This is a genomic window from Aequorivita sp. IT1282 (assembly GCF_058068205.1).
On record NZ_JBYRHR010000007.1, the window covers coordinates 37,946 to 53,585 of the forward strand.

Annotated in this window: 15 protein-coding genes; 9 read left to right on the top strand and 6 right to left on the bottom strand. The window is 37.4% G+C overall.

Features of this window, described 5'->3' with window-relative positions:
- The first annotated feature begins 51 nt into the window (after positions 1-51).
- Both AC3RVG_RS14970 and AC3RVG_RS14975 read left to right on the top strand, forming a co-directional pair.
- Positions 52-705: a DUF4271 domain-containing protein gene (locus AC3RVG_RS14970; RefSeq protein ID WP_489692285.1), complete on the top strand. Its 654-nt coding sequence runs from the start codon at positions 52-54 to the stop codon at positions 703-705.
- A 30-nt stretch (positions 706-735) separates the two neighbouring features.
- Positions 736-1,485: a uroporphyrinogen-III synthase gene (locus tag AC3RVG_RS14975; RefSeq protein ID WP_489692286.1), complete on the top strand. Its 750-nt coding sequence runs from the start codon at positions 736-738 to the stop codon at positions 1,483-1,485.
- Between the two features lie 71 nt (positions 1,486-1,556).
- On the opposite strand, the gene pckA is transcribed toward AC3RVG_RS14975, so the two are convergent.
- Together pckA and AC3RVG_RS14985 are read right to left on the bottom strand one after the other, a co-directional pair.
- Entirely contained in the window at positions 1,557-3,158 is a 1,602-nt protein-coding gene (gene pckA, locus AC3RVG_RS14980; RefSeq protein ID WP_489692287.1) for a phosphoenolpyruvate carboxykinase (ATP), read from the bottom strand.
- 69 nt (positions 3,159-3,227) lie between these two features.
- Complete coding sequence (locus tag AC3RVG_RS14985; protein ID WP_489692288.1) at positions 3,228-3,626, bottom strand: DUF423 domain-containing protein; 399 nt, start codon at positions 3,624-3,626, stop codon at positions 3,228-3,230.
- Positions 3,627-3,695: 69 nt separating this feature from the next.
- Here AC3RVG_RS14985 and AC3RVG_RS14990 point away from each other — a divergent pair, with 69 nt between their 5' ends.
- On the top strand, positions 3,696-5,069 hold the full coding sequence (locus AC3RVG_RS14990; protein WP_489692289.1) for a saccharopine dehydrogenase family protein: 1,374 nt from the start codon (positions 3,696-3,698) through the stop codon (positions 5,067-5,069).
- A 76-nt stretch (positions 5,070-5,145) separates the two neighbouring features.
- On the opposite strand, the gene AC3RVG_RS14995 is transcribed toward AC3RVG_RS14990, so the two are convergent.
- Positions 5,146-5,841 (bottom strand): zinc metallopeptidase, encoded by a 696-nt coding sequence (locus AC3RVG_RS14995; protein ID WP_489692290.1) that lies wholly within the window; start codon positions 5,839-5,841, stop codon positions 5,146-5,148.
- A 166-nt stretch (positions 5,842-6,007) separates the two neighbouring features.
- On the bottom strand, positions 6,008-9,058 hold the full coding sequence (locus AC3RVG_RS15000) for a leucine--tRNA ligase (protein WP_489692291.1): 3,051 nt from the start codon (positions 9,056-9,058) through the stop codon (positions 6,008-6,010).
- A 120-nt stretch (positions 9,059-9,178) separates the two neighbouring features.
- Here AC3RVG_RS15000 and AC3RVG_RS15005 point away from each other — a divergent pair, with 120 nt between their 5' ends.
- The 6 genes from AC3RVG_RS15005 to AC3RVG_RS15030 all read left to right on the top strand — a co-directional run bounded on the left by AC3RVG_RS15005 (position 9,179) and on the right by AC3RVG_RS15030 (position 13,277).
- Positions 9,179-10,057: a cell division protein FtsX gene (locus AC3RVG_RS15005; RefSeq protein ID WP_489692292.1), complete on the top strand. Its 879-nt coding sequence runs from the start codon at positions 9,179-9,181 to the stop codon at positions 10,055-10,057.
- Between the two features lie 58 nt (positions 10,058-10,115).
- Positions 10,116-10,379, top strand: a complete 264-nt coding sequence (locus tag AC3RVG_RS15010; protein ID WP_489692293.1) for a DUF3098 domain-containing protein — start codon at positions 10,116-10,118, stop codon at positions 10,377-10,379.
- Complete coding sequence (locus tag AC3RVG_RS15015) at positions 10,379-11,173, top strand: undecaprenyl-diphosphate phosphatase (protein WP_489692294.1); 795 nt, start codon at positions 10,379-10,381, stop codon at positions 11,171-11,173. The genes AC3RVG_RS15010 and AC3RVG_RS15015 overlap by 1 nt, the downstream gene beginning before the upstream one ends.
- Positions 11,173-11,862 carry a tRNA pseudouridine(55) synthase TruB gene (truB, locus tag AC3RVG_RS15020; protein ID WP_489692295.1) on the top strand — a complete coding sequence of 230 codons (690 nt, stop codon included), beginning with the start codon at positions 11,173-11,175 and terminating at the stop codon, positions 11,860-11,862. The genes AC3RVG_RS15015 and truB overlap by 1 nt, the downstream gene beginning before the upstream one ends.
- 71 nt (positions 11,863-11,933) lie before the next feature.
- Entirely contained in the window at positions 11,934-12,653 is a 720-nt protein-coding gene (locus tag AC3RVG_RS15025; RefSeq protein ID WP_489692296.1) for a hypothetical protein, read from the top strand.
- 54 nt (positions 12,654-12,707) lie between these two features.
- Positions 12,708-13,277, top strand: coding sequence for a DNA-3-methyladenine glycosylase I (locus AC3RVG_RS15030; RefSeq protein ID WP_489692297.1), 570 nt, complete (start codon positions 12,708-12,710; stop codon positions 13,275-13,277).
- On the opposite strand, the gene AC3RVG_RS15035 is transcribed toward AC3RVG_RS15030, so the two are convergent.
- Together AC3RVG_RS15035 and AC3RVG_RS15040 are read right to left on the bottom strand one after the other, a co-directional pair.
- A complete protein-coding gene (locus AC3RVG_RS15035) occupies positions 13,278-13,625 on the bottom strand; it encodes a hypothetical protein (protein ID WP_489692298.1) in 348 nt (115 codons plus the stop codon).
- 178 nt (positions 13,626-13,803) lie between these two features.
- Positions 13,804-15,552, bottom strand: coding sequence for an agmatine deiminase family protein (locus tag AC3RVG_RS15040; RefSeq protein ID WP_489692299.1), 1,749 nt, complete (start codon positions 15,550-15,552; stop codon positions 13,804-13,806).
- Positions 15,553-15,640: the final 88 nt, after the last annotated feature.

The following is a 15,640-nucleotide window of genomic DNA, read 5'->3' on the forward strand; positions in this document are numbered from 1 at the left end:
TGCCTCAAAAAGCAATTATATTTTACTGTACCTTTACCAAAAATATTAAAAGTGGATTTTAGCCAAAGACTTATAGAATCTAACGATTGGGCTACATATTTGCTGCTTGGATGCTTTGTTCTTTACGCACTCGCCAAGTATTATTACCCCAAAAGATTCCACGAATTTTCGTTGTTGCCGTTAACCAACCAGTACTTTTTTGTACACGGCAAAAATGATGAATTGAATCATCCCTTCAATATGATTCTCTTTGTAGCCCAGATAATCTGTGTTTCTATCTTTATATTTTTACTTTTCCAAGTATTCAATCCAATTAAAGTAGCGCAAAATGAATGGCTGTTTATTCAAATTTGTACCGCTTACAGCATGTTTGTCTTAATTAAATTTTCGCTCGAGAAAATTGTGGCTAATATTTTTTCAATGGATATTGTTATCAATAATTATCTCTATCAAAAATTAAGTTATCGCAATTTTTTAGGCATATTATTTTTTGCAGGTAACCTCTTTTTCCTTTATATATATCCGCCCACACCAATGGGAATGCTTCTATTTGGTGGGTTCGCTATGCTACTTAACGCTATTGCACTGCTTTACAGCTATAAGAAAAATGGAAAATTGATATTCCGCAATTTCTTCTATTTTATTTTGTATCTTTGCGCACTTGAAATTTCACCTTATATTATCCTTTACAAGAGCTTTGTTTAAGCATAATATTTAAAAAAATCTGGTCTATCTATGAAAGTGAAAACTATACTGGTTTCTCAACCCGAGCCTAAAATTGAAAACTCCCCTTATTTCGATTTAATTGAAAAACAAAAGGTAAAAATAGATTTCCGTCCCTTTATTCACGTTGAGGGCGTTCCAGGCAAAGAGGTAAGAGCCCAGAAGGTTGATCTTGCAAAATACACAGCCGTTATTCTTACTAGCAGAAACTCTGTGGATCATTATTTCAGAATTGCAGAAGAGCTGCGTTTTAAAGTGCCAGACACGATGAAATATTTTTGTTTAAGTGAAGCCGTGGCTTACTATCTTCAAAAATACGTGGTTTATAGAAAAAGGAAAATCTATGTAGGTAAAAGAACATTTCCTGAACTTGCGCCAATCATTAAAAAATATAAAAACGAAAAATTTCTACTTCCAACTTCCGACAAACTTAAGCCAGATGTTCCAGCTGTATTAAACGAGTTAAAAGTAGATTGGAAAGAAGCTACATTCTACAAAACAGTAGTAAGCGATCTTTCAGACTTACGCAATGTGTATTATGATATTTTGGTGTTTTTCAGTCCAAGCGGTATTCAATCACTTTTTGAAAACTTCCCAGATTTTGAACAAAAAGATACCCGTATTGCAGTATTCGGAAACACTACGGTAAAAGCTGCTACAGATCAAGGTTTGCGTGTAGATATACAAGCGCCAACTCCAGAAACACCTTCTATGACAATGGCTTTAGAAAAGTACATTAGAGAGGTTAACCACAAAAAATAAACTCAATTAATTGCAATAAAAAAAGGCTTGCCATCGTGGCAAGCCTTTTTTGTTTTATACTATTTCTGCAATTATTCTGAAGCAGGAGCTCCGGAAAGAATTTCTTCATTTGCGTAAGATTCATACTTGGCAAAATTCTCTTTAAAAGAGTTTGCCAATTCCTTAGCCTGAATATCATACGCCTTTTTATTCTTCCAAGTTTCCTTTGGGTTTAATATATCCGAAGGAACGTTCGGGCAAGATTTTGGCATCATTAGGTTAAAAATTGGATGATTTTCAAATTCAACATCTTTCAGTTTACCTTCCAATGCAGCGGCAATCATTGCACGAGTGTATTTAAGTTTCATTCTACTACCTATGCCGTAAGGACCACCGGTCCATCCTGTGTTTATTAGCCAAACATTTACACCAGAATCTTTCATCTTCTTGCTCAACATTTCGGCATATTCAGTTGGGTGGAGCAGCATAAATGGTGCGCCAAAACAAGCTGAAAAGTTTGGAGTAGGTTCGTTTATTCCTTCTTCCGTTCCTGCAACCTTCGCAGTGTAACCACTTATAAAGTGATACGCAGCCTGCCCCGGAGTAAGTTTTGAAATAGGAGGCAAAACACCAAAAGCATCTGCAGTTAAAAAGAAGATGTTCTTCGGGTTTTCGCCTATAGAAGGCACTTGAATATTCTTAATATGATAAATAGGATAGCTTACACGTGTATTTTGTGTAATTGAAGTGTCGGCAAAATCAACTTCGCCATTTTCATCCATTATTACATTTTCTAGAAGCGCGCCTGGTTTTATTGCATTGTAGATATCGGGCTCATTTTCTGCTGAAAGATTTATTACCTTAGCATAACATCCACCTTCAAAATTGAAAATTTTGTTATCTGCCGTCCATCCGTGTTCGTCATCACCAATTAGTTTGCGACCTGGATCTGCAGAAAGTGTTGTTTTTCCAGTTCCAGAAAGTCCAAAGAAAATAGCTGTTTCTCCATCATCGCCTACGTTTGCCGAGCAGTGCATTGGCATCGTATTTTTATAAACCGGAAGTATAAAATTAAGTGCAGAGAAAATTCCTTTTTTAATTTCTCCTGTGTAACCTGTACCACCAATTAAAGCAATTTTTCTGGTAAAGTTCAAGATAGCAAAGTTGTGTTGTCTTGTTCCATCAACTTCTGGATCTGCTGTAAATCCGGGAGCATTTACTATTAGCCATTCTGCGTCAAAAGACGCTAATTCTTCTTCCTTAGGACGAAGAAACATATTGTGTGCAAAAAGATTACACCACGGTGTTTCATTAATTGCGCGAATGTTTAATTTGTAATCGTCATCAGCACAAGCATAACTATCGCGAACGTATACTTCTTTCTCAGAAAGATAGTCAACAACCTTATCATAAAGCTTATCAAACATATCTGGTGGAAATGGAATATTCACATTCCCCCACCACACTCTTTCGCGGGTAACATCGTCTTTTACAATAAACCTATCTTTTGGAGACCTTCCGGTAAATTCTCCCGTGTTTACTGCCAAGGCACCGCTAGCGGCTTCTGTGCCTTGTCCTTTTTGCAATGTTTCGTTGTGTAGCTCTTGTGAAGAAAGTTGATATTTAACTTTTGCATTTTTGATTCCGTATTTTTCAACCGAAATCGATTTCGTAGCTTGGTTTTTATCGACCATACCTTTTTTAGATTTTGTAGACTGCAAAAGTAGCAAATCTTCTAGAGATTGAGGAAAAATAAAAAAAATTTATCGCTTCTTTAAAGAAACCATTGAATAGCCAAACCTAAACCAGCCAATTATAAACAGTAATCCACCTATTGGAGTTATAAAACCAATTTTTGCAGCATTAAATGGTAAGATTTCGTTTAGCGCAAGCAAATAAATAGATCCTGAGAAAAAAAGAATCCCGATAATAAAGAGCCAAAATACCGTTTTCTTTGTTTTTATTGGAATTGATGGCACCAATCCTAAAGCTAAAAGAGCTAAGCAGTGGTACATTTGATAGCGCACTCCAGTTTCAAAAGTAACTAACGCCGTGGCGTCTACCATATTCTTTAAACTGTGTGCTCCAAAAGCACCAATTGCAATAGTAATAGCTGATAGAAAACAAGCCGTCATCACTATATTTTTATCGAAAACCGTCATTTTTGAAATTTGGAATTAGTAATTTCGTCCCTTACAAAATCTATTTCCAAAGTTAAAAAAAACTCTCCAATGAGAAACATATTAATTATAGGCGCAGGAAGATCGGCCGCAAGTTTAATTCGTTATTTGCTAGACAAAAGTGAAAAAGAAGACCTTTTTATTACAATTGGTGATATCTCTATTCAGTCTGCGCAAAAGTTCACTGCCGAACATCAAAATGCTCGCGGAATAATGCTCGACGTTTTTAATGAAGCGCAAAGAAGAGAAGCAGTTCAAAATAGCGATTTAGTAATTTCAATGCTGCCAGCACGCTATCATATTGAAGTGGCCAGAGAATGTATTGAATTTGGAAAGCATATGGTTACCGCTTCATACGTAAGTAAAGAAATGCAATCGCTAAATCCTAAAGCCGAATCTAAAGGTTTGGTTTTTATGAACGAAATAGGCCTCGATCCAGGAGTGGACCACATGAGTGCTATGCAAGTGATTGACAGAATTCGTTCAAAAGGCGGGAAAATGCTTCTTTTTGAATCTTTTACAGGTGGCTTAATAGCTCCCGAAAGCGATGACAACTTATGGAACTATAAGTTTACGTGGAACCCTCGAAATGTAGTTTTAGCAGGCCAAGGTGGCGCTGCAGAATTTATTCAAGAAGGAAAATTTAAATACATACCATATCACAGATTATTCCGAAGAACAGAATTCATTAATATTGAAGGCTACGGAAAATTTGAGGTTTTAGCAAATAGAAATTCTCTTGAATACCAATCTGTTTACGGACTAGAAAGCATTCTAACCCTATACCGCGGAACTATTAGAAGAGTTGGATTTAGCAAGGCTTGGAATATGTTTGTACAACTGGGAATGACCGATGATACCTACACAATTCCAGATTCTGAAAACCTTACGTATCGCGAATTCGTGAATTTATTTTTGGCTTATTCTCCAACAGATTCTGTGGAGCTTAAACTTCGCTATGCGCTAAAAATCGATCAAGATGATTTAATGTGGGATAAACTTGAGGAACTAGAGATTTTCAGCAAAGAAAAAACCATTGGCATCAAGAATGCTACACCAGCGATGGCACTTCAAAAAATATTGGAGGAAAAATGGACATTAGCGCCAGAGGATAAAGATATGATCGTTATGTACCACAAATTCGGTTATGAATTAGATGGGAAAAAATATCAAATTGATAGCCAAATGGCTTTAATTGGTGAAGATCAAACGCACACTGCAATGGCGAAAACAGTAGGACTACCCGTTGCAATAGCCGCCATTAAAATTCTAAATGGTGAAATAAAAACGCCAGGAGTTCAACGACCAATTGCTAAAGAGGTTTATGGACCAATCTTAAAAGAACTCGAAGAAAACGGCGTCTTTTTTACAGAGGAAGAAGTTCCATATTTGGGATATAATCCAGAGAATCTACACCTCGGCTAAAAATAATTCCAAAGAAATTATATATGTAAAAACCCGCGAATTCGCGGGTTTTCTATTTTATAAATTTTAAATCCTTTTATCTTCTTCCCATAAAAATAGAGATGAAATATAATAAAGTAGCTAACGATCCAAGCGCTGCAACTACGTAAGTTCGAGCAGCCCATTTTAACGCATCTTTTGCTCCATCGTGTTCCTGTGGAGTAACCATTTTACTGCTTTCCAACCAAGCTAATGCGCGATTACTAGCGTCGTATTCCACGGGTAAAGTAACAAATGCAAAAACAGTGGTTGCAGCAAAAAGTATAATTCCTATAAAAAAGATAGTATTTCCCAATGCACCCATAATATTCATCGTCGTCATTATCAATCCCGCCATAATCACAAAGTTTGATAATTTACTGGCAATTCCTACCGCAGGAACAATAGCCGAGCGCATTGTTAACCAACTGTAAGCCTTGGCGTGCTGAATTGCGTGACCGCATTCGTGGGCTGCAACTGCTGCGGCTGCCGCGTTACGTTGCATATATACACCTTCGCTTAAGTTTACTGTTTTATCTGCTGGGTTGTAATGATCTGTTAATTGACCAGCAACCGAAATTACTTTTACATCTGTAATTCCATTGTCAGCGAGCATTTTTTCAGCAATTTCCTTTCCGCTCATTCCATTTTGAAGGTGAACTTGCGAATATTCTTTAAACTTGCTTTTTAGCTTGCGGCTTACGTACCAGCTTACCAAAAAGAAAATTCCTGCAATTATATAGTATCCAAACATTTTTTTCTATGCTCGCGACGGCGGGCATCTCCTTTTTTTAGTTAATAATTTTCTATTTTAAAACTAGCAAATATTGTGCAAAAAATATCTATTCTGAAATAAGTTTTGCAAAAATTTAAAGATAATTTGTTTTTTCAAATCATTGGGATTCCCGTCTGCGCGGGAATTAACCTACAATATTCACAATTTTTCCGGGCACGATTATTACCTTTTTCGGCGTTCTTCCCTCTAAATACTGGGCAGTTTTCTCGTGTGCCATTACGGCAGATTCAATTTCTTCTTTTGAAAGATCTAACGGAAGTTCCAGTGTAAAACGCATTTTCCCGTTGAAAGATATTGGATATTCTTTACTGCTTTCTACCAAATATTGCTGTTCAAACTTGGGGAAAGGCGCTGTGGAAATACTTTCCGAATGCTCCAATTTTTCCCAAAGCTCTTCTGCAATGTGCGGCGCATAAGGCGAAATAAGAATTGCCAACGGTTCCAAAACTTCGCGCGAATTACATTTTTGCGCAGTAAGCTCGTTCACCGCAATCATAAATGATGAAACCGAAGTATTGAAACTGAAATTCTCAATGTCGTCCTGCGTTTTTTTAATGGCTTTGTGAAGCGTTTTTAAACTGTCTTTAGAAGCAGCTTCGCCTGAAACATTAAAACTTTCGTTTTCACCCGAATGGTATAATTTCCAAAGTTTTTTTAGGAAACCGTGCACGCCAGAAATTCCAGACGTGCTCCACGGTTTTGCTTGCTCAAGCGGACCGAGAAACATTTCGTACAATCTTAAAGTATCAGCGCCGTATTGACTGCAAATATCATCGGGGTTTACTACGTTGTATTTGCTTTTGGACATTTTTTCAACTTCGCGTGAAACTTTGAAAGTTCCATCTTCTTCAGTAATAAATTCTGCGTTTTTATATTCCTCTCGCCAGTTTTTGAAGGCTTCGATATCTAATTCGTTGTGAGTGTTTACAAAAGCCACATCAGTATGTAAATCCAAAGTCCCCATCGTTACTTGAATTTTTCTGTTTTCACCTAAATATTTATCAAATAATTTTGAAAACTGAAACTCATAGTCCACGATGCTTTTCTCTTCTTCCTTGGCTTTACTTTCTTTTAAAAACTTTTTATTGGAGATGAAAATTGGAGGAACTTCAGAATCATTGTAATTAAGTTTTCTGACAAAAGCACTCTCCCCCAAAATCATCCCTTGGTTAATCAGCTTTTTAAATGGTTCTTCTACTGGAACCAAGCCCCGGTCGTGCATAAATTTCACCCAAAAACGGCTGTATAATAAATGGCCCGTTGCGTGCTCGCTTCCGCCAATGTATAAATCCACGTTTTGCCAATAGTCCATCGCTTCTTTTGAGGCAAAAACCTCGTCGCGCTTTTCGCTTTCCATATATCGGAAAAAGTACCAACTACTTCCCGCCCAGCCCGGCATAGTGTTTAATTCCAAAGGATATATTCCGTTTTCATTAGAAGACCCCTCGACTGCGCTCGCGGAGACATTTTCATTGGAAACAATTTTTTTGTTTTTTTCGTCCCAACTCCAATTATCGGCGCGGCCCAAAGGCGGTTCACCTTCTTCGGTTGGTAAATATTTTTCTACGTCGGGAAGGTGTAACGGCAAACTTTCTGTTGGGATTGCGTGCGGCATACCGTCTTTATAATAAATTGGGAAAGGCTCGCCCCAATACCGCTGGCGACTAAAAACAGCATCGCGCAAACGGTAGTTTATTTTGCCTTTGCCAATGCCTTTTTCTTCTAAAGCCGCGACAATTTTGTCTGTAGCTTGCTTATAATTTAAATCGTTTAAGAAATCGCTGTTGGTGATGATTGTATTTTCCTTATCGGAATACGCTTCCTCAGAAATATCTGCATCCTTAAAAATATTCGGGATTGGTAAGTTGAAGTGTTTTGCAAAATCATAATCGCGCTGATCGCCACAAGGAACACTCATTACAGCTCCTGTGCCATAACCCGCCAAAACGTAATCGCCAATCCAAATTGGAATAGCTTCACCCGAAAATGGATGCTCTGCATATGCTCCTGTGAAAACACCCGTAATGGTTTTTACATCTGCCATTCGTTCGCGTTCGCTGCGTTTTGCGGTTGCTTCAATATAATTTTCAACAGCTTCTTTTTGTTCAGCAGTTGTAATTTTTGAAACCAAATCGTGTTCAGGCGCTAAAGTCATAAAACTTACGCCGTAGATTGTGTCGGGACGGGTTGTGAAAACGTCAATAGAATAAGACTTCTCGACTGCGCTTGAAGGGATATTCTTAACTTTAAAAGTTACGGTCGCTCCTTTGCTTCTGCCAATCCAATTAGTTTGCGAATCTTTCAACGGTTGCGGCCAGTCTATTTTATCGAGTCCGTCAAGCAAGCGTTGGGCGTAAGCGGTGATACGCATACTCCACTGCTTCATTTTTTTGCGGATAACGGGATAGCCGCCACGTTCGGAAACGCCGTTTACTATTTCGTCATTTGCCAAAACGGTACCTAATTGCGGACACCAGTTTACCTCGGTTTCGGCTAAATAGGTTAATCTATATTTTAAAAGAATTTCCTGCTTTTCCATTTCTGAAAAACCAAGCCATTCTGAAGCTGTAAAATGTGCTATTCCTTCATCGCAAGCGGCATTCACGTGTATATTTCCTTCCGAAGAAAAAATAACTCGCAATTCTTCAACGGAGCGTGCTTTGTCTAAATCTTTATCGTACCAACTATCAAAAAGTTGGAGGAAAATCCACTGTGTCCATTTGTAATATTCGGGATTTGAAGTGCGCACCTCGCGACTCCAATCGAATGAAAACCCAATTCTATCTAATTGTTTGCGGTATCCGTCAATTTCATTTCCGTTTTTATCAACGCCACCTTCAATATTTACCTTTGTAGTTTCGGCTGGATGTTGCCCAGTTTGAATTGCATATTGTTCCGCCGGAAGTCCGAAAGAGTCATAACCCATGGGGTGCAAAACATTGAAACCTTGATGGCGCTTAAACCTTGAATACACATCGCTGGCGATATAACCGAGCGGATGCCCTACGTGCAAACCTGCACCGGAAGGATAGGGAAACATATCCAAAACATAATATTTTGGCTTTAGGTTCTCCCCGCCGTTGGAGGAATCGGGGGAGGATGCTTTAAAAGTTTGGTTTTTAGCCCAGTGTTTCTGCCACTTTGCTTCTATTTCGTTGAAGTGATATTTGCTCATTGCTAACTTTTCTTGAAAAGCGCAAATTTACGCCTATTGTACGAAAGTTAAAACTTTAAACGTTGTTTAGTGCAAGATGCAAAATTACTTGTATTTTTACGCCAAAATTCCGCTAACCCTATGAGTTCTTCTTTTGAAAAATATCAAAAACGCAGATTAATTTCTTCCTATTTTTCAGTTGTTATTAGTATTTCTTTAGTGCTCTTTCTGCTAGGATTGCTCGGACTACTGGTTTTAAATTCGAAAAAAGTAGCCGATTATTTTAAGGAACAAATAGCGATAACCGTCTTTTTGAAGGACGGCGCAAAAGAAGTTGAAATAACACAACTAAAACAAAGCCTCGCTTTAGCCGAATATACAAAGTCTGCTAGCTTCGTTTCAAAAGAAGAAGCAGCCAAGGAACACCAAGAAACTTTAGGTGAAAATTTTATAGAATATTTAGGTGAAAACCCGCTGCAAAATAGCATAGACGTTTACATTCTGGCAGATTATGTTACCCCAGAAAAAATGGAGGAAATAACAAACGAGCTAAAAAGTAAAGGTTTTGTAGACGATGTAATCTACGACAAACCCTTAATTGCACAGCTTACCGAAAATGTAAAACGCATTAGTTTTTGGGTTTTAGTAATTAGCGGAATATTTACTTTTATTGCTGTATTGCTTATTAATAGTAGCATTCGATTGAGTATTTATGCAAAACGTTTTACCATAAAAACGATGCAAATGGTGGGCGCGACCAAAAAATTTATTCGCAAACCCTTTGTTTGGAATAGCGTTCGCTTGGGCATTATTGGCGCAATCGTGGCGATGTTGGGGATGGGCTTAGTGCTTTACTACCTTAACCTAAGTTTCCCGCAATTACAATTGTTGAGTGACCCAGTGCTATTAGCTGTGCTTTTTATATTCATATTTTTAATGGGCGTTTTAATAACTTGGATAAGCACTTTTATAGCTACACAACGATTTTTAAATTTACGCACAGACGATTTGTATTATTAGTCCCTCTAACCGTTAAGCGGGAATTGGAACAAATTATAAACTAACAAAAACTTCAATAATGGGAGAGAAAAAACGAAAAGAAGATTATAAACCTGCCTTTGTTTTTGAAAGAAAAAACTACAAATTCATGCTTATTGGCTTGGCGTTTATAGCATTTGGTTTTATACTAATGACGGGTGGTGGAAGCGATGACCCAAACGTTTTTAATCCTGAAATTTACAACTGGCGCCGGATTCGTTTAGCGCCTGCCATGGTACTTTTAGGGTTTGCTATTGAAGTGTACGCCATTTTATTAAAACCAGATCGTAAAAAAGAAAATTAGTGGATTATCTTGACGCCATTATCCTTGGAATTATTCAAGGATTTACCGAATTTTTACCCGTTTCATCCAGCGGTCACCTTGAATTAGGAAAAGCAATTTTAGGAGATACTTCTGTCCCAGAAGAAAGTTTACTTTTTACAGTAATACTGCATTTTGCAACTGCTTTAAGTACAATTGTGGTTTTCAGAAAAGATATAATTGAGATTGTGGGAGGGCTACTTAAATTTAAGTGGAATGAAGAAACTCAATTTGCAGTAAAAATTATAATTTCAATGCTGCCAGCAGTATTTATTGGATTGTTTTTTGAAAAAGAATTAGAATCGTTTTTTGGTGGTAATATAGCTTTTGTTGGCGCGATGCTTATTGTAACAGCCATTTTACTATGGCTGGCAGATCGTTCAAAAAATACTGGAAAGCCAGTAACGATGAAAGATTCACTTATTATAGGCGTTTCTCAAGCCATCGCAATGTTGCCTGGTATTTCTAGAAGTGGAGCAACAATTTCCACTTCTGTGCTTTTAGGAAATGATAAATCTAAAGCTGCTCGTTTTTCGTTTTTAATGGTTGTTCCGTTAATACTCGGAAAAATTGCTAAGGATATTTTAAGCGGTGATATTTCTACCCATAATACACATCTCGGCGTAATGAGCGTAGGCTTTATAGCTGCATTTATATGTGGAATAATTGCCTGTACTTGGATGATTTCTCTAGTTAAAAAAAGTAAACTTCGCTACTTCGCTATATACTGTTTAATTGTTGGTATTATTGCAATAACAGTTAGCTTTTATATATAATGACCGGAGAAGACTACAAAGAAGGCCAAGTAATTTTAATAGATAAACCTTTAGAATGGACATCATTCCAAGCGGTTAATAAGGTTCGTTGGCTGATTAGAAAAGCCTTCGACATAAAAAAAATAAAAGTCGGTCATGCGGGTACGCTCGATCCTTTAGCAACAGGTCTTTTAATTATCTGCAGCGGAAAATTGACTAAGAAAATTGACACTTTTCAAGCGCAAGAAAAGGAATATACCGGAACGTTTACCTTGGGCGCTACTACGCCAAGCTACGATTTGGAAACTGAAATTGACCAATCTTTTGATATTTCAGAAATTACTTCAGAACAAATACTGGAATCTACTAAACAATTTACTGGCGAAATACAGCAACAACCACCCGTTTTTTCAGCTTTGAAAAAAGACGGAATTCGTTTATATGAATATGCCCGAAGCGGTGAAGAAGTTAAAATTCCGTTTAGAACGGTTACTATTTCAGAATTTGAAATAACGAGAATCGATCTTCCAATCGTACATTTTAGAGTAGTTTGCAGCAAAGGCACTTACATTCGCTCATTGGCAAACGATTTTGGGAAAGCCTTAAATAATGGCGCACATCTTTCTGCCCTGCGCCGAACAAGAATTGGCGAATTTTCTGTGGAAAATGCAGTAGGAATTGAAGCCTTTGAAAATTCACTACCAAGTTAAAATATCATTAATACTACCTTAATTTTCAGGAGTTTTGTGGATTTTTGCGCAAAATTTCGGTACTTGCATTAATGAATTTCAACTATTCATATAGAGCTTTTCTAATTACATCCTTACTTTCAGGATGTTTAGTGCTATTTCTTTACAGCATGAAACTTTCTGGCGAGCAGCAAGAAAGCAATGAAGAAAGTTACGATGTGGTTATGGCGCCCGATGAATTACTTCCCGAAGATCTAGCTATTGCAGAACTTACGCCCGAAAAAGTAAAAATTGAAACTAATCGTGCATACAACTCTGCGGAAAAATTTATTTCTACCTTCGATAACCAAAATCAAGAAATTACAGAAACTACAGAAGGCAAGCTACAGGAGATGAACGAGGCTATAGCGAACTCTAACAGCGATAACGGCACAGGAAATTCGGTTATTACGAAACCCGAAAAGGAGAAAAAAAAGAAGTTCTCCAACAGCGACAGTGATAAAAAAGGAGAAGCGGTTGTAAAAGGTGGAAACAGAAATACAACTATAAGTTACCAATTAATAAACCGGAAAGATATTGATCTTCCAAACCCCGTGTACACATGCTACGGATCTGGAAAAGTGGTAATAAATATTGAGGTGAATAATCTCGGAAAAGTAGTTAAAAACTCATACAATAAAACGGCCTCCACAACATCTAATGAATGCTTAATTGAAGCAGCTTTAGATTACTCGGAGCAAGCTCGTTTTAATACGGACGCTTCAAAAGACAAGCAATTAGGCACAATTTCATTTAACTTTCCGGGTCAATAATTCAGTAGTCAATCGGCTTGCGATTTATAGCGCCCAATTTTCAAAACAATAAGTATGGATTCAGAAAAAGTACGTTGTGGCTGGTGCGGAACCGATCCTCTTTATGTGAAATATCACGATGAAGAATGGGGCGTGCCTGTGAAAGATGATAAAATTTTATTCGAATTTCTAATCTTAGAAACCTTTCAGGCTGGATTAAGTTGGATTACTATTCTTCGGAAAAGGGAAAATTTCAGAAAAGCTTTTGATGAATTCGACTATAAAAAAATAGCGAAATACGATCAAACAAAAATTGATTCGCTACTTCAAAATGCAGGGATTATTCGAAATAAATTAAAAGTAGATTCCGCAGTTACAAACGCAAAGCTCTTTATGGAATTACAGAAGGAATTTGGTAGTTTCAGTAACTATATGTGGCAATTTGTGAACAACAAAACAATAAAAAATGTCTGGAAAACGCATAAAGATGCACCCGCAACAACTACTGAAAGTGATGCACTAAGTAAAGACCTAAAAAAACGCGGTTTTAAATTTGTAGGCAGCACAGTTATTTATGCACATATGCAAGCTACAGGAATGGTAAACGATCACATTGAAGATTGCTTTCGCTATAATGAGCTGTAATTACTTCAGCAAAATATCTTTTTCAGAATTATTTGAATTTGCAAAGGCAACAGCTTTTAAAGCTTGAGTGTATTGATGAGCAAGTGCCGGATCTGTATTTTTCTGTTCAGAATATAATTTCTGAAACCAACCAACCGCTTTATCATACTCACTTTTAAAATAGTAAGCAGTCGCTAATTTCTCGTAGATAAAAGGAGTTCCGTAGCCTTCTCGAACAACTTGTTCGTAAACACGCACCATATCAATGTTTTTATCTACCGACGTTACATTGGCTTTAGATTGCGAAAAAGATAAAGTTGAAATACTAAAAAATATAAGTAAGGCAAGTAGGTTTTGCTTTCTAATCATTGGGGAATATTAGGTTTACGAAAAACGTAATTTAAAAGTGAATATAGCAGTTCTGCGTGGTTCGTCGCGCAAAAAAACTAAAAAAATTTCAATATATTGTCTAGGCGGAATAATTTAACAAATTTACGCGCGGCTTTTACTTCCGTGAACTAAATATCTTTTTTGAATTTACAGATTTTTAAAGTTTAATTACCTTTTTATGAATTTGTCCAAAGTCACCTTCAAAAGTGACTAATAGTGTTCCCTGCCAGTTTTGGTTTAGGTCTAAAGTTATAATCCCATTACCATTATCAATATTTGCTTGGTATATTTTCTGACCCAAAAGGTTGTGAATTTTTACAGTTACAGCGCCCTGAATTTCATTCATTTTAAAAGATACTTTGCCAGTAGTAGGGTTAGGATATGCAGCTGAAATATGGTTTTGCGCCCACTCTTCGACAGAAAGCAATTGTGCTTCAATGGTCCAGTATCCTTCGGGAGCTACAATGGGTCGGTTCATTTCTTTTCCAGAATTTGCTTTCGCCCAAATGTAATATTCAATATTTACAGGATAGCCAGGAATGGTTAAATCTGCAGCCCAGTTATCGCCATTTGAGGGAGCCATTGTAATTTCATTATAGGTACTAGCACCTTCTTCTCTCCAAAAAACTTTTGCCTGTTCAACGCCGGAAATATGTTTTACCATAGCTTCAATCGTTATGGTGCTGCCTGAACTGGCATCGTCTATGGGTTGATGCACAATCCAAAGTGGATCTGAAACGCCAATGGTATGTGTTATGCAATGAATAGCGCCTAATGAATTGATTAAATTTTCACCTGGGTTATCCACGTCTATGCCCACAATATTGTAACCTGGCATCATTTCCTGATACTGTGCTAAGGCCGGGGCATCAACTTCTGGGCGGTAGGTAGGAACCATAATTGTTTTATTTACAAAAACCGCATTACTATATGTGTTGTACGGACCACCATTATTAGGATAATTTCCACCTGTACTCGGAGGTGCGTCAATCCATTCAACATTGTAAGGTGTCCCAAAAGGCGATTCAAAATTGTCTAATACATATTGAATATTAGCTTCAATCTGCGGACCATCGGCAACTCCGGGAGGATATTTACTTACAAGAATGGTTTCTTCGTCAAGCAATTTCATATGCATATCTATATGATGAATTTGATCGTACGGAAGTGTATTCATCTTCACAAAACGGTTAATACCCATATATTCCTGCATAATTCCGTCAATTTGCGCTTCAGATTTAACGCTTACTCCGTAAGGATTTCCGGGTGCATTTTCATTCAAAATTAAGTTTGAAGCAAAGGCATTACCCAGTCCGTCGCTCATATAATTTCCTCCAGTGTTCACCAAATCGTTGGTGCCAGAATTAGTAGTATAAAGTGGAATACCTGCTTGAGCGGCGTGCGCAATTGGCATAACGTCGTCATTTGGGCGTGGGCGATTGTAAATCCAATCTGTTAATGCAAGTTCACCCACATCGTTGGAATATATAGTGTTTCCTGCATAATCGCGAATCCAAATACTATCCCAATTAACATTCAAGAAAATTACGTTTGTAAGATCTACCCCATTCGTAGTTAAATAATTAGCTACGGAAGCTTCATTTTGAGTGGTTATCATCACTTTACATTCTTGCACACCAGCTTGTACAATTTGGCGAAGAATATTTGGATATGAAGGATTCCAGGTTACCATCAAGTATTCTACCTCTTCCCACTCTGCTGCAGCGCGAACCGAGCCTGAGGGGGGCGGCGAAAACCGCTGACTTGCAAACTGAAATTCAGAAACCAGACCTTTCTCGGCTTCGGTTAAGTTGTGTGGTAAGTTTGGTTTTTCCTGTGAAATGGCAAAAGAAGTCTGTAATGCCAGCAATAATACCAATAGGTATTTTATGTAGTTGTTTTTCATGCGATTAGCGAATTGAGAAATACGAAGGTAGTTTTTTAGTCGGTTTATTTTCAAATACAAGCAAAATTGTTTTTCTATCCCTTCAAAA